Below are 18,285 nucleotides of genomic sequence, written 5' to 3' on the forward strand. Positions count from 1 at the left end.
ATGTGGACCGATGGGTGGGGTGTTGGACGAGTGCGGGAACATGGAGGAGGGACGGATGGTTGAAAACCGGAGATCCCGTCCGACGTCTTCCTGAGGAGCCGACACGTGTCACTGCCACCGCTGGTCGAACCGGCCGACGAGCTGACCATCGACGAGGTGCGCCGGTACTCGCGGCACCTGATCATCCCCGAGGTGGGGATGGCCGGACAGAAGCGGCTGAAGAACTCCAAGGTGCTGGTGATCGGCGCCGGCGGCCTGGGCAGCCCCGCGCTGCTCTACCTGGCCGCGGCCGGTGTCGGCACGCTCGGCATCGTCGAGTTCGACACCGTCGACGAGTCCAACCTGCAGCGCCAGATCATCCACGGCCAGTCCGACGTGGGCAAGTCGAAGGCGCAGTCGGCCAAGGAGTCGATTCTCGAGACCAACCCGAACACGAACGTCGTCCTGCACGAGACCCGGCTGGACAACGACAACGTCTTCGAGATCTTCGAGCAGTACGACCTGATCGTCGACGGCACCGACAACTTCGCCACCCGGTACCTGGTGAACGACGCCGCGGTCCTGCTCGGCAAGCCCTATGTCTGGGGCTCGATCTTCCGCTTCGACGGTCAGATCAGCGTGTTCTGGGCCGAGCACGGCCCGTGCTACCGCTGCCTGTACCCGGAGCCGCCGCCACCCGGCATGGTTCCGTCCTGCGCGGAAGGCGGCGTACTGGGTGTGCTCTGCGCGTCCGTCGGCGCGGCGCAGGTGACCGAGGCGATCAAGCTGCTCACCGGGATCGGCGACCCGTCGCTCGGCCGGCTGAACATCTACGAGGCGCTCGACCTGAACTGGCGTTCGCTGAAGGTCCGCAAGGACCCGAACTGCGCCATCTGCGGCGAGAACCCGACCGTCACCGAGCTGATCGACTACGAGAGCTTCTGCGGCGCGCTGACCGAGGAGGCGGCCGACGCGGCCGTCGGCTCGACCATCTCGGTGAAGCAGCTGAGCGAGTGGATCAAGCTGAAGGACAACGGCGAGAAGGACTTCGTACTGATCGACGTCCGCGAGCCGAACGAGTACGAGATCAACCGGATCCCGGGCTCGGTGCTGATCCCCAAGGCCGACTTCCAGACCGGTGTGGCGCTGGAGAAGCTGCCGCAGGACAAGCAGCTGGTGTTCCACTGCAAGTCCGGCGTGCGCTCCGCGGAGGTCCTCGCGATCGCGAAGGGCGCCGGCTTCTCCGACGCGGTCCACGTCGGTGGCGGCGTCGTCGCCTGGGTCGACCAGATCGACCCGAGCCAGCCGTCGTACTGACAAGCACCGCGCCTTCGGCGCTGTACTGAGCAAAGGAGTGGGGCTGGGGTCTTGGACCTCAGCCCCACTCCTTTGTCAGAAGTCCATCCGGCAGCTGCCGACCGCTTCGACGGCAGCAGGATCGCCAGCGATCACCGGGTGGTTGTCGCGCCCGGACAGCGTCCTCATGTACCCGACGGCGTCGACAGAGGCACGACCGACCGGCTCATCCCTCCCGAGCCGGTAGGTCCCACCTCCTTGCCCGGTGAGTTCCAGTACGACGGCCGGACGGTCACCCCAGAACGGACCCGCGGCCTCCAGGTCGTAGATGACCTGTGCGATCAGCTCCCCGGCGTACGGTCCGGCGTCGAACGACCGGCCGAGCGCCTGGCACACGTCGTCGCGATGCATCCACAGATCCCGCGCGAGCAGGATGTCCCACACATAGCCCAGCGACATCCGCGGTACGTCGTCGACCTGCATCGTCATCCGCCGGAGCAACTCGGGTTTGCGTGAGATGCTGCGGGTCGCCTTGGCCCACAGTTGGTCGAACTGCGCGCGTAGTTCGGCGGGCGGCGTACCGCGGTGTTCGTCGGCCTGCACCATCATGTGCGCGTCGAACCGAGGGGTGCCGGGGTAGACCCGCTTGCCCTTGCGGAACCGGCGTGGGAACGACCACGGCCGGATGACGTCCTCGGCCTGCCCGATCAGGTGCCCGGCGATGTCGGCGACGTCCCACGCGTCGCAAACCGTACGGCGCTGCCACTCGGTCCCCTCGATCGACGCCAGCAGATCGTGCCACGCTTGGAGCTCCGAGTCCCGGTGGATCCGGCATCGTGGCCGGTCGGCGCGTCCGATCTGCTCCGCGAGTACAGCTGTCATTTCTTCCCCCTGGTTGGTGCATAGCGCTGGTAGAACATCTCGAGTACGGCGGGCAGCAGCCGGATGAACCGTCCGTGCTCGAAGGACGCGTCCGGCTCGTTCGCGATCTGCTGCGAGAGCAATCCGGCGGTGATGGACGTGAAGAGTGCGATGCCGTCGTCGCTCGTCGCGTCTGGGTGCAGGCGGCCGGCGTCAACCGCCGCCTGCAGGTGGTCGCGGAGATCCTGGAGCGAATCCTGGGCCGGTGCGAAGGCCTCCGGGCTCGGCTCGAAGCCGGGGATCGTCCGCCAGAACAGCAGTTGCGAGTAGACCTGGTTCTCCAGGCACCACCGGCAGAACGCGCTGATCGCGATCAGGTCGTTCGCGAACGGGTCGGCGTTGGTCGCCCTCGCCAACGCTGCGCGGTGCGCGTCCCGCAGCCGTCGGGCGCCGCGCTGGAAGAGGGCGTCGTAGATGGCCATCTTGGACGGGAAGTACTGGTACAGCGACGGCGGCTGCATACCTAGGTGCCGGGCCACGGCGGACAGGCTGAGCGCCGCGACGCCCTCGGTCTCCATCAGGTCGATGGCGACATCGAGGATCTCCTCGATGGTCTCCTGACGGCGGCGAGTTCGGCGGTCCAGCCCAGCAGTGCTCATGCTCTGAGGAAAACCTAAGACCATTAGGGAAGTCAATACCCCGTAGGTTTCTCGTTGGTTTGTCCCTCCGGCCGACTACTGTCTTGGCATGTGCAGAAACATCACGGTTCTCCGGGGACTCGAGCCGGCCGCGACCTCTGAGGAGGTCTATGCGGCCGCGTTGCAGTACGTGCGCAAGGTGAGCGGCGTCGGTTCACTGAGTGCGACCACCCGCGGCCCGATCGAGCGGGCCGCGACCGAGGTCGCGCGGATCACCGAGCAGTTGCTGGCGGAGATGCCCGAGCGCCGGGTCCCGCCGCAGACGGTGCCACCGTTGCGGCGTCCCGAGGTGCGCGCCCGGCTCGGCCTGGACTAAGAGCCCTCCGTGGGGGAGGAGGCTCGCCCGGCCCGCCGCCGGCAGGGGGTGGTGTTCGCGCTGATCATCGTCGGCCTGCTGCTCGCGCTGACGAACACGAACGCCCAGAGCGAGCTGAGCCGCCGCCGTCACGCGTCCTGTGACGGCACGCTTCCACTGCCCACGAGTGCGTACCTCCTCGGTTTCGCCGGGGTGGTCGTCGGCGCTATCGCGCTGTTCCTCATGCGGCGCTGGTTCCACCACAACCGTCAGCCGATCGCCCTGGTCCTCTTCACCACGGCAACCGCCGCGGTCGTCTTCGAGATCGTCGCCGTCATCACCGCCTTCCAGGAAGGCCGCCCGATCAACGCCCTCTGCTTCGGCTAGTTCACGGGGGTAAGGTCACCGGGGGAAACGGTTACCTAGGAGGCCGGAATGCGGTTTGCGATCAAGACCAGGCCCGAGCACACCACCTGGCAGCAACTGCGGGACGTGTGGGTCGCGGCGGATCAGTTCGAGATCTTCGAGTCCGCCTGGCACTGGGACCACTTCTACCCGCTCAGTGGTGACATGGCCGGCCCGAACCTCGAGGCCTGGACCACCCTGGGTGCGCTGGCGCAGGCGACCGAGCGGATCCGGCTCGGTTGCCAGGTGACGGGCATGATCTACCGGCATCCCGCCGTACTGGCGAACATGGCCGCGACCACCGACGTGATCTCGAACGGCCGGCTGGAGCTCGGCATCGGCGCCGGCTGGAACGAGATGGAGACCACCGCCTACGGCATCGACCTCTATCCGCTGAAGGAACGCTTCGACCGGTTCGACGAGGGCACCCAGGCGATGATCGCGCTGCTCACCGAGAAGGTCGCGAACTTCGACGGGAAGTACATCAAACTCACCGACGCGTACTGCGAGCCGAAGGGCGTGCAGACCCCGCACCCGCCGATCACCATCGGCGGCAAGGGTCCGAAGCGCACCCTTCGCGCGGTGGCGAAGTGGGCCCAGCAGTGGAACGTGATCGTCCAGAGCCCGGAGGAGTGGAAGGCGCTCAAGGACGTGCTGGTCCAGCGCTGCGAAGAGGTCGGTCGCGACGTCAACGAGATCACCTGCTCGGTCAACGTCCGCATCGACCCCGACGAGCCGCTGGACACGGCGGTCGCTACGGCGGCGGCGTACGGCGAAGCAGGTGTCGACCTGGTCGTCCTGAACCTCCCGCTCGACGCGTCACCGTCCGTCCTCGAGCCGCTCGCCAAGGCCGTCGCCCCGCTCGCCTGATCTGTCCACGGTCGCCGCTAGGTTTGGGGCGTGGACAGAGAGGAGTACGTCGAGGCGGTGTTGCGGGCGGTCGAGTCGATCCCGCCGGGCAGCGTCGCGACGTACGGCGACATCGCCGAGTACGTCGGTCAGGGCGGCCCGCGTCAGATCGGTGCGATCATGCGCGAGTACGGCGCGTCCGTGCCGTGGTGGCGGGTGATCCGGGCGTCCGGCGTACCTGCCGACGAGGTCGGCGACGAGCAACTCCACAACCTCCGCTCGGACGGCGTCCGCGTCACCAACGGCCGCGTCAATCTGCGCGAAGTTCGCTGGGATCCGGAGGACTAGTTCGCCGTCGATCGGCCGTTCAGCTGGGCGGAGAGTTAGCGCGCGATTACCAATGTCCTGTCCGCTTTCCGGCTATTGAAGTACTTGCCGGAGTGGGCGATCGGGATTGTCGGTGGGGTCTGCTGGGATGGTGCGATGGTCGGCAGACAGGGGTCCCGGTACCGGTTGGTTCGGGCAGAGGGTCGGAGCGCGTCGGCACCGGTTCTGGATGCGGATCAGCAAGCGGTGGTGGACCATCCCGGCGGACCGTTGCTGGTGCTGGCCGGACCCGGGACCGGGAAGACGACGACGTTGGTGGAGGCGGTCGTCGACCGGGTGCGGAATCGCGGGCTGAGTCCCGATGAGGTGCTCGTGCTGACCTTCGGCCGCAAGGCGGCGACCGAGTTGCGCGACCGCATCACCGGCCGGCTCGGGCGGACGACTCGCGTGATGCCCTCGATGACGTTCCATTCCTTTTGTTATGCGCTGCTCCGACGGTTCACGCCGGCCGACGCCTTCGACGTACCGCTGCGGCTGCCGTCCGGTCCGGAGCAGTCGCTGCGGCTGAGTGAGGCGCTGTCGGGCAGTCGTGAGGTCGGTGCGGTGCATTGGCCGGGCAGTCTGCACCCGGCGTTGAAGACGCGCGGCTTCACCGACGAGGTGTCGGCGGTGATCGGCAAGGCACGGCAGCTCGGCCTCGACCCGGAGGACCTGTCCGCGATCGGGCGCTCGGCGGACCGGGCCGAGTGGGTCGCGGTCGGCGACTTCTTCGAGGAGTATCTGCAGATCCTCGACCACGAGCAGGTGCTGGACTACTCCGAGCTCATCCACCGCGCGGTGATCCTGGCCCAGCAGCCGCAGGTGCGGGCCAAGCTGCGGACCGAGTTCAAGGCCGTCTTCGTCGACGAGTACCAGGACACTGATCCCGGTCAGACCAAGCTGCTCCAGGCGATCGCCGGCGATGGCCGCGACCTCGTCGTCGTGGGCGATCCGGACCAGTCGATCTACACGTTCCGCGGCGCCGACGTCCGTGGTCTGCTGCGCTTCACCGACGAGTTCCCTACGGCGAACGGCGCGCAGGCGGCCCAGATCGCGCTGGGCACGACCCGCCGCTTCGGTACGACGCTGCAGCGGGTGTCCCGCAATGTCGTCAGCCGGCTCGGTGTGCCGGGCACGCTGGACCGGGACACATTCGAACGCTTCCGCAACCCAGACGCCAGCGGCTGTGTCTACGGCCACGGCAAGGTCGAAGCGAATCTGTACTCGACCAGTGGCGCGGAGCTCGAGCACATCGCGGATCTGCTGCGTCGTGCCCATGTGCAGGACGGCGTCGGCTGGAGCGAGATGGCGGTGCTGGTCCGCTCCGGCAGCCGGTCGATCCCGCCGTTGCGTCGTGCATTGGCGGCCGCGGGGATTCCGGTCGACGTGGCCGGCGACGAGTTGCCGTTGTCACGTGAGCCCGCCGTACGCCCGATGTTGCTGGCGTTGCGAGCCGTCGCGGATCCGGTGACGTTGACGGTCGACGTCGTACGGGCGCTGGCGTTGTCACCGCTGGGTGCGATGGATGCGGGACAGCTGCGGCGGCTGGCGCGGGTGTTGCGGCGGCGCGATCGGGAGGCGGCGGGCGGGCAGCGATTGCCGCGGTCGTCGGACGAGTTGTTGCGCGACGCGTTGATGAATCCGCTGCTGCTCGACGAAGAGGCGTCGCCGGCCGAGGCGCGGTTCGCGGCGCTCGGCGAGAGGTTGCTCAAGGCAAGGAACATCGTGACCGCGGGGGCGGCGCCGGACGAGGTGATGTGGTCGCTGTGGTCGGATTCGCCGTGGTTGCGGCGGCTGCGCGGTCAGGCGCATTCCGGTGGCGAGCCTGCGCGTGCGGCGAACCGGGATCTGGATTCGCTGTGCGCGTTGTTCGACGCGGCGAGCCGGGCCGAGGAGCAGGTCGGGTTCAAGGGTGTGTCGGCGTTCCTGTCGGAGCTCGAGTCTCTCGACATTGCGGCGGATCACAGGTTCGACGGGACGTATCGCGAGGCCGGCGTACAGCTGATGACGGCGCACCGGTCGAAGGGGCTGCAGTGGCGGCTCGTGGTCGTGGCGAGCGTGCAGGAAGGGCAGTGGCCGGATCTCCGGCGACGCGGATCCCTGCTGGAGCCAGACCGTCTCGGACCTGATGGGCTCATCGATCCCTTGTCGGCCGGGGCCTTGCTGGCCGAGGAGAGACGGTTGTTCTACGTCGCGATCACCAGAGCCCGGGAGCGGCTGATCGTGACGGCGGTCCAGGCCCCCGAGGCGGACGGCGACCAGCCCTCCAGATTTCTTGCCGAGCTCGACATTCCTTTGAAACTGGTCGCGGGACGGCCGCGGCGGCCGTTGTCGTTGCCCGGCCTGGTCGCCGATCTGCGCTGCGTACTCGCGGATCCGTCCTCGTCGCCGGCGTTGAAGCGGGTCGCGGCCGACCGGCTGGCCCAGTTGGCCGATGCTGTGGACGATCGGGATCACGCGTTCGTGCCGACGGCGAACCCGGAGCGGTGGTGGGGTGTGCGGGAGCGGACCCGGTCGGAGCGGCCGATCGCGGATCCCGAGCTGCCGGTGCCGTTGTCGGGGAGTGCGCTGACGACGATCGTGGATTGCCCGCTGCGCTGGTTCCTGACCCGGCGGGCCGGCGGGGAGACGCCTAGTACGTCGGCAATCGGGTTCGGCATGGTGTTGCACACGTTGGCTGATGCGGTCGCGACCGGGACGTTGCCGCCGTCTATTGATGAACTGAACGGTTGGCTCGACAAGGTGTGGACGCAACTGGAGTTCGAGTCCGCGTGGATCTCGGACCGGGAGCGGGTCGAGGCGGAGCAGGCGTTGCGCCGGTTCGTCGCGTGGCACCAGGGTCGGCCGGATCGGACGTTGGTGGGGACCGAGGTCGACTTCGACATACTGCTTCCGGACGCCGACAAGCCCGCCGTCCGGGTCAAGGGCCGGATGGACCGCGTCGAGCAGGACGCCGAGGGGACGATCCGGGTGGTCGACCTGAAGACGGGTCGTTCGATGCCGACCAAGCCGGCGGTGGCGCGGCACGTGCAGCTGGCGATCTACCAGCGCGCGATCGCGTCCCGGCAGATGAAGAACCTCGGCAAGGACTCGGTCGCCGGCGGCGCCGAGCTCGTCCAGCTCCGCCACGACGAAGCCGGCTTCCCCAAGGTCCAGCACCAGGGCCCACTCGAAGCCGGTGACGACGGCAGGACCTGGCTGGACGAGGCCGTCGACGAGGCCGAATCCATGGTCCGCTCCGAAGAGTTCACCGCCCAACGCAACGACGGCTGCACCCGCTGCGAAGCCCGAGCCCTCTGTCCCATCCAACCCGAAGGCCGAGAAATCGTCTGATGCCAACCTCCTCGTCCCCGGCGCACCCCCAGCCGACCCAGGCGGAACAGTTGCCGACCCGGCGAGCATCGGCGGAGCAGTTGTCGGGGCCGGAGACAACTTCTGGGGGCCGGGGACCTGAAATAACCTGTCTCAGGTCCCGGGCTCGCGGGTCAGGTCCCCACGCTTGGCCCCTCGGAGCCCCGCGTCCCCACGCTTCGCCCTCCCGAGCCCCACATCCCCACGGTTCGCGCTTCGGAGAGGAGTCTCGGTGACGCGTGCCCACCTGCAGACCACGGCTGAACTGTGTGATCTGCTGGGCATCCCCTTCTCCGATCAGCAGTTGGCGGCTATTACGGCTCCGTTGGCGCCTGGGGTGATTGTGGCGGGGGCCGGGTCGGGGAAGACGACGGCGATGGCGGCCCGGGTGGTGTGGTTGATCTGCACCGGTCAGGTGAAGCCGGAGGAAGTGCTCGGGCTGACCTTCACGAAGAAGGCGGCGAACGAGCTGGACGTGCGGATCCGCGAGGACCTGACCAAGGCCGGCGTACTCGGGTCGACCCTGCCGAAGGACCAGCACCCGATCCTCGCGGCGCACCTGCGCAGCAACGTCCCGAACTGGGAGCCGGAGGAGCCAGGCGAGCCGGTCGTCTCGACGTACCACGCGTTCGCCGGCACGCTGATCGCCGAGCACGGCCTCCGCCTCGGTCTCGAACCCGACGCCCGCGTCCTCGCCGACGCGACGCGCTTCCAGCTCGCGGGTCGCGTCGTACGGCGATCCGCCGGGCCGATCCGGTTCGCGTCGCATCACGTGCCGACGCTTGTCAACAGCCTGCTCTCGCTCGACGGTGAACTGGCGGATCACCTGCTCCGGGCGGACGACGTACGCGAGCACGACGAGGCGGTGCGGCAGGAGGTCGCGGCGGCAGCCAAGCAGACGGTCGAGGTGCGCAAGCTCGGCGAGACCGCGCTGAAGCGTGGCGAGATTCTGCAACTCGTCGAGGAGTACCAGGCGTACAAGGCGGAACGCGGCGTCGTCGACTTCGCCGACCAGATGGCGCTCGGTGCGCGGCTGGCCGAGGAATGCCCGGAGGTCGCGGCCGTCGAGCGGTCGCGTTACAAGGTTGTGCTGCTCGATGAGTACCAGGACACCTCGGTCTCGCAGCGCCGGATGCTGACCGCTCTCTTCGCCGGGGGCGACGGCCGTGGTCATCCGGTCACCGCGGTCGGTGATCCGTGTCAGGCGATCTACGGCTGGCGCGGTGCCTCGGTCGCGAACCTGGACGAGTTCCCCTCACATTTCCCCAACGCTGACGGTTCGCCGGCCCGCCGCTATGTGCTGAGCGTCAACCGCCGCTGCGGCAGCCGGATCCTCGCCGCCGCCAACCAGCACGCGGCCGAGCTGTACGAGCAGCACCCCGGCGTGATCCCGCTCGAGGCACCCGACAACGCACCCGAGGGCGCGATCACCGTCGGACTCTTCGAGACCCGATCGCAGGAGATCGAGTGGGTCGCCGACGCGATCGTCGCCGCGCACCGGACTCCGAACCGCCGCTGGAAAGACATCGGCATCCTGATGCGGACGAACGTCGACCTCAGTGCGGTCCACGAAGCCCTGATCGCGCGCAAGGTTCCGGTCGAGGTGGTCGGTCTTGGCGGACTGCTCGCCCTTCCCGAGGTCGTCGACGTCGTCGCCACGCTGCAAGCCGTCAACGACCTCACCGCGAACGCCGCGATGCTGCGGATCCTCACCGGCCCACGCTTCCGGATCGGTCATCGCGACCTCGCACTGCTGGCCAACCGGTCGCGCCTCCTCGCCGATGCGGGCGAGCGTCGGGCTGCTGACGACCTGGTCGCGGCACTCGACGCCGCGGTCGCCGGGATGGATTCGACCGAGGTCATCTCGCTGGCCGAGGCGGTCGACGATCCGGGGCCGGATGCTTGGGGCTACTCGCCGGAGGCCCTGGTCCGCTTCAAGGAACTCTCGATCGAGTTGCGCGAGCTCCGCGTGCACTCGGGGGAGCCGCTGCTCGACCTCGTCCGCCGCGTGATCAGTACGATCGGCCTGGACGTCGAGCTCACCGCCACGCCCGACCACGTCGACTCCGGCCGCCGCGATCACCTCGCCGCGTTTTTGGATGCCGTCGGCAACTTTGTGTCCACCGAGTCGGACGGTTCGCTGGACGGGCTGCTGGCGTATCTGGCCGCCGAGGAGGAGTACGCCGCCGGTCTCGACCTCGCCGTACCGAGTGAAGCGGACTCGGTGAAGCTGCTCACCACACACCGGTCGAAGGGCCTGGAGTGGCCGGTCGTGTTCGTGCCGACCCTGGTGCAGAAGGTGTTCCCGTCGGATCGCGGCCGGGACAAGTGGACCACGAACGCGAAGGTGCTGCCGTGGCCGTTACGCGGTGACGCGGACACGTTGCCGGATATCCACGACCTGTCCAACGCCGGGCTGAAGTCGTTCGCGGACGAGTGCAAGGACGTGAACGCGCTCGAGGAACGGCGGCTCGGGTACGTCGCCTTCACGCGGGCGAAGGAGATCCTCGTGGCGACCGGGCACTGGTGGGGTCCGACGCAGAAGCGTCCGCGCGGCCCGTCGGCGTACCTGTCGATGCTGAAGAAGCACGCCGGCGAGCGTGTCGTCGAATGGGCCGAGCAGCCCGAGTTGTCGGCGGAGAACCCTGAGCTCGCCGAACAGACGCAGGCGCCGTGGCCGACGGCGTACGACGTGGAGTCGTACCAGCGACGGTTGGACGCGGCGGCGCTCGTGCAGCAGTCGCGGACCGAGGGGCCGTCGATCGAGGCGGAGGAGTCGCTGCTGCTGGACGAGCAGGCGACGGTCGCGCGGTGGGACTCCGAGATCGAGCGATTGTTGTCCGAGGCAAGGGAAAGCCGGAGCCGCAGGGCGTACGACGTCGAGCTGCCGGCGGCCCTGTCCGCGACCCAGGTGATGCGGCTGGCGAAGGACCCGGACGGTCTGGCGTCCGAGCTGGCTCGCCCGATGCCCCGCAAACCCAACCGGGCGGCGCGTTTCGGCACCCGGTTCCACGCGTGGGTCGAGAGCTACTTCGGCCAGCTTCTCCTGCTCGACCCCGACGATCTCCCTGGCGCCGCGGACGAGGACATCGTCGACGACACCGATCTCACCGAACTGATGGACGCCTTCCGCATCGGCCCGTACGGCGAAACCACGCCGTACGAGATCGAGGCCCCCTTCGCCCTGGCCCTCGGCGGCCGGGTCATCCGCGGCCGCATCGACGCCGTCTACCAGGTCGTCCGCCCCGACGGCTCCCGCGGCTACGACGTGATCGACTGGAAAACCACCCGCACCGAATCCGCCGACCCCCTCCAACTAGCCATCTACCGCGTCGCCTGGTCCGAACTCATGAACATCCCCCTCACCCAAGTCACCGCAGCCTTCTACTACGTCCGAACCGCCGACATAATCCGCCCCCAAGACCTCCCCGAGAAGCCCGAGCTGATCACCCTCCTGAACGGATGAGGTCTGCCGGCACAACCTTCACCGGAAACGGAAGCTCTGCCTCGAACACCTCATCCCCGCTCACCAGCGCCCGCTCGACGTAGCTGCCATTCTCCAACTCGAGCACAGTCAGCCTCGCCTGCTGTGGATCGAACATCCACTACGACCGAACGCCGGCATCCTCGTGGAGCTTGCGCTTGAGCACCTCGTCGACCGTGCGGGTCGCCGGTGCAAGGATCTCAACGGCGAGCAGCAATTCCTCGACCCATCGGGTTCCGTTGTCCTGGCAGGGGACCGCCAGTAGATCGGGTAACAGAGCCAGCCGGCTGTCGGGCCGGAACTCCAGCGGTCCGAAGAAGACCTCAAGATGGTCAGGACAAGCGGGGACCATGTGCCGGGACAGCGCCTGGAGTGCTCGCTGGTGAATGGCCGATGACGTTGGCGTCACCAACAGCACTCCGTCGACGAGCTCGTACCGCATGCCGTCGTCAGGTGTCAGCTCGAGGTCCGCGGTCCTGAATTCACCTGGGTTGATCGGTCGCATGCGTCACACCGTGGACCGACCAGCCCCGATACAGCAGGCCAGATGACCATCGGCCCCGGGTTGCCCCGGGATCTGCCCCGGTGTGCCCCGGGTGGTGTGTTAGCGGGTCAGGGCCGCTGGGGTGAGGGTGACTGGGAACGGGGTGGTGGTGTGGAAGGTTTCTTCGGGCTGGACTACGGCTTGGCAGGTGTAGCCGGTGGGGGTTAGGGCTAGGACTGTTAGTTCTTGGTGGGTGGGGTCCAGGAACCAGTAGGACGGGACGTGGTGGGTTTCGTAGAGGGTGCGTTTGAGGACTATGTCGGTGGTTCGGGTGGAGGGGGAGAGGACCTCGACGGCTAGGAGGGGTGGGGATCTGAGGAGATGGGGGCCGGCCTCGGTGCGGCGGCAGACCAGGAGGTCGGGGCGGAGGGAGATGTCGAGGGTGGGGCGGAAGTCGACGGAGCCTACGGAGACCAGGAGGTCGGGCGGGCAGGCGTTCTTCAATTGGATCATCAGGGCGATGACGGCGGCGTGGTGGGATGGGGGTTGGGCGCCGGTGATCAGGAGGCGGCCGTCGACCACCTCGTACCGTCTGCCGTCTTTGGGTGCTTCAACGCCGATCACCCCAACAGCTTGACCGATTCCGTCGAAGTGCCGCGGGAGTTATCCACAGTCATGGTCGGCATCGGCAACTGGGTCGTGGAGAGGCCGACGAAGGATGGTTCGGTGGTGAGGATCTCCAGGGCGTCCCAGATCTCCAGGCCGTCCTCGGGGGCGACCGGAGCCGAGAGTACGGCGCCGCGGAAGATGACCTCTTGTCCGGCGGTCAGCGTCGGGACCACCGGCGTACCGCCGGCCAGTGCGGACAACGCGCTGAGCCGCGCCATTGAAGTCTCGATTGCCTGGTTCCAGCGTGGATCCGCAGCCGCCGACAGCCAAGACCCCTCCAGCCCGGCTGCCGCCTGACCCTCGCCGAGTCCGGCCGGCGCGCGTGCTGTTCGCCGAGCAGGGGTACGTCGCCACCACGATCGCGGCGATCTCCGCGGCGGCCGAGATCCCGGCGCAGACGATCTACTCCGCGTTCGGCAACAAGCCGGCCATCCTCCGCGAGATCGCCCGGATCTGGATCGCCGAGGCGGACACCCGGCGGCTCGCGCAGGAGTCGCTCACCCTCACCGACCCCGCCGACCGGCTCCGCGCGGCGGCGCACTGGCAGACCCGCCAGTTCGAGACCGGGATCGACGTGATCCAGATCTACCAGGAGGCGGCGCGCGCCGACGCCCGGATGGCCGACGAGATGCACCGCATCTGGGCGGCCCGCGAGGGCGAGCTGAAGGTCTTCCTGAAGTCCTTCAGCTTTGCCATGCCGGCGCGAGCGCTCGACATCTTCCTGGCCTGCACCGCGACCGAGGTCTACCACCTACTGGTCATCGACCGGCACTGGCCGATCAAGGACTACGAAACCTGGCTCGGCGACACCCTGGTCAGCCAGTTGCTTCCGTGACGAGCGGATTCTCCAGCGTCCCGACGAACTGCAGCGAGCCGGCGATGTCCGTGAGGTCGACCATCTGCTGGTTGTTCTTCAACTGCAGGCGGTTGAGGCAGGACAGTGCGAAGGAAGGCGCAAAGATGTCGTACTTCGCGAACGCCTCGGCGAGTTCGGGAGTCGCGGCCTGGTAGTCACGGACTGCCGTGGCCACCACGGTCCAGAACTCCGACGGCGTCAGCAGACCCTCGCGATCCAGCAGCGGGGACAGGAACCGGAAGATGCAGTCGAAGATATCGGTGAACACCGACAGCAGCTTCTCGTCGTCCGGCACCTCTGCGCGGACCCGCTCGGCCTCGGCCGGCAGGGGAGTCGACGGGTCCATCACCGCGATCTCCTCGGCGATGTCCTTCATGATGACCCGGGCCGGCACCGCGTCCCGCAGTACCAGGATCAGGTTCTCGCCATGCGGCATGAAGACCAGTTCGTACGCGTAGAAGCTGTGCACCAGCGGGATCAGGTACGCGTCGATGTAGGCCCGCAGCCACGCGGCCGGCTCCAGGCCGGAGGCGCGAATCAAGGCCGCCGCGAGTGACGCACCGTGCCGGTCGACATGCAGCAGGCTCGCCATCGTGGCCAGCCGCTCACCGGGCTCGAGGCCGGGCAGCGGGCTCTCCCGCCACAACGCCGACAGCATCTTCCGGTACGGCGAAGTCTTCGCGGTCGCGTTCTCGTAGTACCGGTTGTGATACCCCGCCGCCGCGATTTCCCGCAGCACGGAGAAGCCGTAGCGCTTCAGGACCAGGTCGTTGGAGACCAGTCCGTGGACCCAGTCGTTGATCGCCGGCGTCGCGGCCATGTACGTCGGCGACAGCCCACGCATGAACCCCATGTTCAGCACAGACAACGCCGTCTTCACATAGTGCTTCGAAGGGTGCGACCGGTTGAAGAACGTCCGGATCGACTGCTGCGGCTGATACTCGTCCGCACCCGACCCGAGATGAATGATGTGCCGCTGAGCGATGTCCGCCGCGAACGTGATCGACGTCTTGTTCTCCCACTGCCAAGGATGCACAGGCAGGTAGACGTAGTCCCCAGGGTCGGCGCCCACGGCAACGATCCGGGCCGCGAACTCCTCCAGCACCGCGGAACCGAGCTCGGCCTGCAGCAGTTCGTCATACGAGAGCGTCGTACTGTGCGCGACCGTGGCGCGATCCTTGCGTACGGCGATCCACGTCAACTGAACCGCCGCGCCGGTTTCCGGTGCGAACGCGCGATAGTCAGCGACCCCGAACCCGAGCCGCCCGTTGTTCGCGACGAAGCACGGGTGCCCCTCGGTCATCGCGGCCTCGATCGTCTGGAAGTCCGCGGTGACCAGATCGGCCGCGGTCAGAGCCGGCTTCGAGAGCTTGTACGCCGCACTCGCGAGCGTGCTGCTGATCTCCTCGAGGTACACCGGCAGCATGTCCGCGCCGATCCCGAGCTGCTCGTGGAACTCGGTGATGAACTCCAGCGCATCAAGAGCGCCACCGTTGTCCAGCGAGTCGGCGTCGATATCCCAGTGATTCAAGGGATACCGCCGAGCCGTGAACCGGTAGCGTCCCACTGAATACTCGTTGCCATCAGCAATCGGCGAGAGGATCCGCTCGTGCGCGAACTCGGAGAGAGCCTTGCGCACCAGGGCGCGGTTGACGACGGCCCAGACGTCGGGGTTCAGGTGGTCGATCATTCAGCCTGCCTCATTCATCCGGGTCGCGTCGGCGTACTGGTCGCGGGTGCAGAAACTCAGCCAGGCCTGCTTGTCCGGCAGGTCCACGATGCTGTGCTTGCGGAACCCCATCCGTTCATTCAGGGCCTGGACTTTCACATTCCTGACATCCGGCTCGACCACGATCCGATCCACCAGCGGATCGCTGAACAGGCTGTCCAGGATCGTCTCGAACACGGCTCCCGTGAAGCCGGTGATCGGTGCGTCCGGCGGCCCGGCGAGCACGTGCATGCCGATGTCGCCCGGCGCCACGTCGTACACCTTGCCGACCGCGTCGTACGAAGGTTCGTAGCGCTCCATCAGGAACGCCGGGCGGCCGTCGTGCTCTCCGAGGAAGGCGCGGTGGTGGCCGGATCGCTCGATCCGGAGGTACTCCGCATGCACGTCCTCCACGGACGCGGTCAGTAGCCCCCAGTACCAGGCGTACGGCTGAGTGGCCCAGCCGTGCAGCGTGGCGACGTCCTTGGTCAGGTCGAACGGCCGGAGGCTGAGGGTGCCGACGCCGGCGAAGAAGCGCCGGAAGGACGGCTCGGGCAGTGCTCTGGTCATGGCGGTCTGCTTTCGAGGTGGGCGAACCTTCGCTTAGCTAAGGCTTACCTTACTAGATAGCTGACCCCGCATCGAAACCAGGCCCACTTCCTGACCAGGGGTGGATGCGCTGGATAGTCCGCGCGGCGGATGTCCGGGGGCGGTGGGCGTGCCTAGGTTGGAGGCATGTTGATTGCCGAGGATCTCTTGCTGCTGCTGTACGACGACGAGAGCGGGAAGCCGATCGCGGGATCACCAGGGCTGGACTACGCGCTGGCCGGTGCCGTGCTGATCGAGCTGACCGTGCTCGGGAAGATCGACGTCACCAGTGCCGGTGACGGGGTCAAGGCCGGTCGGTTGAAGGTGCTGGACGCCGCACCGACCGGCGACGCGATCCTGGACGAGCGGTTGGCCTTCGTCGCGGGCAAGCCCGGCAAGCGGCCCAAGGATCAGATCGGCCGGCTGTCGAAGAAGCTGCGGGACCAGTTGCTCGCCCGGCTCGCCGAGCGCGGTGTCCTGCAGGCGGACGAGGGCAAGGTGCTCGGTCTGTTCCCGGTGACGCGTTGGCCGGCCAAGGACGCGCGGCATGAGGCCGAGGTGCGTTCCAAGCTCGAGAGCGTGCTGAAGGTGGGCACCTCGCCGGACGAGCGCATCGGCGCGCTGATCGCGTTGCTCAGCGCGCTGAACGTCGTACCGAAGGTCGTCACCGATGCGGTGGACAAGAAGGCGCTCAAGCGGCGGGCGAAGGAGATCGCCGAGTCGGACTGGGCTGCGGACGCGGTGAGGAAGGCTGTCTCCGAGATGCAGGCCGCGGTGACGGCGGCGATCGTCGTCGCCAGTTCGACCGCCGCTGCGTCAGGGAGCAGCTAGAGCGTCCAGCCGAGCTTTGATGTCCGGCTTGAGGACCTTGCCGACCTTGGAGCGCGGCAGGTCGGACCAGACCAGCACGTCCTTGGGCGCCTTGACGCTGCCGATGCGTTCCTTGGCGAAGGCGATCAGCTCGGCGGCCTCGACGGACGCGTCCGGCTGCAGCTGGACGACCGCCACGACCCGCTCGCCCCATTTCTCGTCCGGCCGGCCAACTACCGCGCAGTCCTGGACTGCAGGATGCGCCATCAACGCCTGCTCGACCTCGGTGGAGTACACGTTGAAGCCGCCGGTGATGATCATGTCCTTGGCCCGGTCGACGATGTACAGGTAGTTCTCGCCGTCCAGGTAACCGATGTCGCCGGTGTGGTGCCATCCGTACGCCGATGCGGCCGCGGTGGCCTCGGGATTGCGGTAGTACCCCTGCATCACCAGCGAACCGCGGACCACGATTTCGCCCCGCTCCCCCCGTGGGAGCAGGGATCCGTCCGCGGCCATGATCGCGGTCGTGACCAGCGGAGACGGACGCCCGGCCGAGGCCAGGCGCCCGCGGGCAATGTTGCCAGCGGCATCGAAATGCTCCGCGGGCGGCAGGATCGAGATCATCATCGGCGCCTCGGTCTGCCCGAACAGCTGGGCCATCACCGGGCCGATCCGCTGCAGCGCCTCCTCGAGTCGCGACACCGACATCGGCGCCGCGCCGTACCAGAAGCAGCGCAGCGACGAGAGATCCGTCGTGTCCAGCTCCGGGGCCGCGAGCACCATGTAGATCAGCGTCGGCGGCAGGAACGTGTGCGTCACGCCGTACTGCGGAATCAGTCGCAGGAACGCGTGCACGTCGGGAGTCCGCATGATGACGATCTCGCCACCGGACGAGAGGACGGGAAAGCACAGTACGCCGGCCGCGTGGGTGAGCGGAGCGAGCGCGAGGTAGACCGGCCGCTCGCCGAACGGATAGCCCATCAGGGTCAGCGCCGTCATCGTCTCGAGGTTCGTGTTGCTGAGCATCACACCCTTCGGGCGCCCGGTGGTCCCACCGGTCCCGACGATCATCGCGAGGTCGTCGGGATCGGTCAGATCGGGTGCCGGCTGGGACACGCCCCCGCAGAACGCGTCCCAGCCGACAGTCTGGCCCCGGCCATTGAGGTGGGGGGACTGGCCCGGGCCGGGATCCTCGTCGAGGCACACGAAGGTGTGGACCTTCGGCAGCTCGTCGCGGATCCGTTCAACCAGCGGCGCGAACGCCGCCTGGTAGATCAGTACTTCACAGTCGAACTGGTCGAGCAGTTCGCGGTTCTCCGCGGCCTCGTTGCGCGGGTTGATCGGACACCAGACCGCACCGGCCCGGCTGATCCCGAACACGCAGCTGAACGCGATCGGGTCGTTCGCCGACAGGATCGCGACCTTGCCACCCGGTCGTACACCGCTCGCCGCGAGGCCGGCCGCGATCCGGTGGGACAGCTGCTGCACCTGGGCGTACGAGAGCGTCTCGCCGTCGGTGGTCAGGCAGGCTGCGTCCGGACCGAGCGAGGCGCCCTTGTCGAGGTAGTCGACCAGTCGCACTGTGA

Annotated in this window: 18 protein-coding genes; 9 read left to right on the top strand and 9 right to left on the bottom strand. The window is 67.8% G+C overall.

Going from position 1 to position 18,285, the window contains the following annotated elements:
* Positions 1–105: 105 nt before the first annotated feature.
* Positions 106–1,296, top strand: coding sequence for an adenylyltransferase/sulfurtransferase MoeZ (gene moeZ / locus AB0E63_RS15685; protein WP_360365890.1), 1,191 nt, complete (start codon positions 106–108; stop codon positions 1,294–1,296).
* A 75-nt stretch (positions 1,297–1,371) separates the two neighbouring features.
* On the opposite strand, the gene AB0E63_RS15690 is transcribed toward moeZ, so the two are convergent.
* Positions 1,372–2,157: a maleylpyruvate isomerase family mycothiol-dependent enzyme gene (locus AB0E63_RS15690; protein ID WP_360365891.1), complete on the bottom strand. Its 786-nt coding sequence runs from the start codon at positions 2,155–2,157 to the stop codon at positions 1,372–1,374.
* Positions 2,154–2,795: a TetR/AcrR family transcriptional regulator gene (locus AB0E63_RS15695; protein ID WP_360365893.1), complete on the bottom strand. Its 642-nt coding sequence runs from the start codon at positions 2,793–2,795 to the stop codon at positions 2,154–2,156. Before AB0E63_RS15695 ends, AB0E63_RS15690 begins: the two co-directional genes overlap by 4 nt.
* 88 nt (positions 2,796–2,883) lie before the next feature.
* On the opposite strand from AB0E63_RS15695, the gene AB0E63_RS15700 reads away from it, so the two are divergent.
* From AB0E63_RS15700 to AB0E63_RS15725, 6 genes are all read left to right on the top strand, one after another.
* The gene (locus tag AB0E63_RS15700) at positions 2,884–3,150 is read left to right on the top strand and encodes a DUF2277 domain-containing protein (protein WP_360365895.1); all 267 of its coding nucleotides are present in this window, start codon (positions 2,884–2,886) and stop codon (positions 3,148–3,150) included.
* A 9-nt stretch (positions 3,151–3,159) separates the two neighbouring features.
* Positions 3,160–3,516: a hypothetical protein gene (locus tag AB0E63_RS15705; protein ID WP_360365897.1), complete on the top strand. Its 357-nt coding sequence runs from the start codon at positions 3,160–3,162 to the stop codon at positions 3,514–3,516.
* Positions 3,517–3,564: 48 nt separating this feature from the next.
* The gene (locus tag AB0E63_RS15710; RefSeq protein WP_360365899.1) at positions 3,565–4,404 is read left to right on the top strand and encodes a TIGR03560 family F420-dependent LLM class oxidoreductase; all 840 of its coding nucleotides are present in this window, start codon (positions 3,565–3,567) and stop codon (positions 4,402–4,404) included.
* A gap of 30 nt (positions 4,405–4,434) precedes the next feature.
* A complete protein-coding gene (locus AB0E63_RS15715) occupies positions 4,435–4,731 on the top strand; it encodes an MGMT family protein (protein WP_360365901.1) in 297 nt (98 codons plus the stop codon).
* Positions 4,732–4,866: 135 nt separating this feature from the next.
* On the top strand, positions 4,867–8,082 hold the full coding sequence (locus tag AB0E63_RS15720) for an ATP-dependent DNA helicase (RefSeq protein ID WP_360365903.1): 3,216 nt from the start codon (positions 4,867–4,869) through the stop codon (positions 8,080–8,082).
* Positions 8,083–8,332: 250 nt separating this feature from the next.
* Positions 8,333–11,566 (top strand): ATP-dependent DNA helicase, encoded by a 3,234-nt coding sequence (locus tag AB0E63_RS15725; RefSeq protein ID WP_360365905.1) that lies wholly within the window; start codon positions 8,333–8,335, stop codon positions 11,564–11,566.
* Here AB0E63_RS15725 and AB0E63_RS15730 read toward each other — a convergent pair.
* The 4 genes from AB0E63_RS15730 to AB0E63_RS15745 form a co-directional block, all read right to left on the bottom strand.
* Entirely contained in the window at positions 11,547–11,702 is a 156-nt protein-coding gene (locus AB0E63_RS15730; protein ID WP_360365907.1) for a hypothetical protein, read from the bottom strand. The two genes, AB0E63_RS15725 and AB0E63_RS15730, sit on opposite strands and share 20 nt — an antisense overlap.
* A gap of 3 nt (positions 11,703–11,705) precedes the next feature.
* Entirely contained in the window at positions 11,706–12,089 is a 384-nt protein-coding gene (locus AB0E63_RS15735; RefSeq protein WP_360365909.1) for a Uma2 family endonuclease, read from the bottom strand.
* Positions 12,090–12,188: 99 nt separating this feature from the next.
* Positions 12,189–12,692, bottom strand: a complete 504-nt coding sequence (locus AB0E63_RS15740) for a Uma2 family endonuclease (protein WP_360365911.1) — start codon at positions 12,690–12,692, stop codon at positions 12,189–12,191.
* Positions 12,689–12,955 (bottom strand): hypothetical protein, encoded by a 267-nt coding sequence (locus tag AB0E63_RS15745; RefSeq protein ID WP_360365913.1) that lies wholly within the window; start codon positions 12,953–12,955, stop codon positions 12,689–12,691. Before AB0E63_RS15745 ends, AB0E63_RS15740 begins: the two co-directional genes overlap by 4 nt.
* Positions 12,956–12,981: 26 nt before the next feature.
* Between AB0E63_RS15745 and AB0E63_RS15750 the strand changes: the two genes are divergently transcribed.
* The gene (locus AB0E63_RS15750; protein ID WP_360365915.1) at positions 12,982–13,572 is read left to right on the top strand and encodes a TetR family transcriptional regulator; all 591 of its coding nucleotides are present in this window, start codon (positions 12,982–12,984) and stop codon (positions 13,570–13,572) included.
* Here the strand turns inward: AB0E63_RS15750 and AB0E63_RS15755 are convergent.
* Positions 13,553–15,283, bottom strand: a complete 1,731-nt coding sequence (locus AB0E63_RS15755) for an IucA/IucC family siderophore biosynthesis protein (protein WP_360365917.1) — start codon at positions 15,281–15,283, stop codon at positions 13,553–13,555. The two genes, AB0E63_RS15750 and AB0E63_RS15755, sit on opposite strands and share 20 nt — an antisense overlap.
* Positions 15,284–15,871 (bottom strand): GNAT family N-acetyltransferase, encoded by a 588-nt coding sequence (locus AB0E63_RS15760; protein WP_360365919.1) that lies wholly within the window; start codon positions 15,869–15,871, stop codon positions 15,284–15,286. It lies immediately after the preceding gene.
* A gap of 165 nt (positions 15,872–16,036) precedes the next feature.
* On the opposite strand from AB0E63_RS15760, the gene AB0E63_RS15765 reads away from it, so the two are divergent.
* Positions 16,037–16,720, top strand: a complete 684-nt coding sequence (locus AB0E63_RS15765; RefSeq protein ID WP_360365921.1) for a GPP34 family phosphoprotein — start codon at positions 16,037–16,039, stop codon at positions 16,718–16,720.
* Here AB0E63_RS15765 and AB0E63_RS15770 read toward each other — a convergent pair.
* The gene (locus AB0E63_RS15770; protein WP_360365922.1) at positions 16,706–18,280 is read right to left on the bottom strand and encodes a long-chain fatty acid--CoA ligase; all 1,575 of its coding nucleotides are present in this window, start codon (positions 18,278–18,280) and stop codon (positions 16,706–16,708) included. The genes AB0E63_RS15765 and AB0E63_RS15770 overlap by 15 nt on opposite strands.
* Between the last annotated feature and the right edge of the window lie 5 nt (positions 18,281–18,285).

It is taken from the genome of Kribbella sp. NPDC026596 (assembly GCF_040638415.1).
Lineage (GTDB): Bacteria > Actinomycetota > Actinomycetes > Propionibacteriales > Kribbellaceae > Kribbella.

What these genes read in the sequence shown, in the direction of transcription:
- AB0E63_RS15690 (WP_360365891.1), bottom strand. Translation starts at nt 2,157, where the DNA reads ATGACAGCTGTACTCGCGGAGCAGATCGGACGCGCCGACCGGCCACGA.
- AB0E63_RS15695 (WP_360365893.1), bottom strand. Translation starts at nt 2,795, where the DNA reads ATGAGCACTGCTGGGCTGGACCGCCGAACTCGCCGCCGTCAGGAGACC.
- AB0E63_RS15700 (WP_360365895.1), top strand. Translation starts at nt 2,884, where the DNA reads ATGTGCAGAAACATCACGGTTCTCCGGGGACTCGAGCCGGCCGCGACC.
- AB0E63_RS15710 (WP_360365899.1), top strand. Translation starts at nt 3,565, where the DNA reads ATGCGGTTTGCGATCAAGACCAGGCCCGAGCACACCACCTGGCAGCAA.
- AB0E63_RS15720 (WP_360365903.1), top strand. Translation starts at nt 4,867, where the DNA reads ATGGTCGGCAGACAGGGGTCCCGGTACCGGTTGGTTCGGGCAGAGGGT.
- AB0E63_RS15730 (WP_360365907.1), bottom strand. Translation starts at nt 11,702, where the DNA reads ATGTTCGATCCACAGCAGGCGAGGCTGACTGTGCTCGAGTTGGAGAAT.
- AB0E63_RS15735 (WP_360365909.1), bottom strand. Translation starts at nt 12,089, where the DNA reads ATGCGACCGATCAACCCAGGTGAATTCAGGACCGCGGACCTCGAGCTG.
- AB0E63_RS15745 (WP_360365913.1), bottom strand. Translation starts at nt 12,955, where the DNA reads ATGGCGCGGCTCAGCGCGTTGTCCGCACTGGCCGGCGGTACGCCGGTG.
- AB0E63_RS15755 (WP_360365917.1), bottom strand. Translation starts at nt 15,283, where the DNA reads ATGATCGACCACCTGAACCCCGACGTCTGGGCCGTCGTCAACCGCGCC.
- AB0E63_RS15760 (WP_360365919.1), bottom strand. Translation starts at nt 15,871, where the DNA reads ATGACCAGAGCACTGCCCGAGCCGTCCTTCCGGCGCTTCTTCGCCGGC.
- AB0E63_RS15765 (WP_360365921.1), top strand. Translation starts at nt 16,037, where the DNA reads ATGTTGATTGCCGAGGATCTCTTGCTGCTGCTGTACGACGACGAGAGC.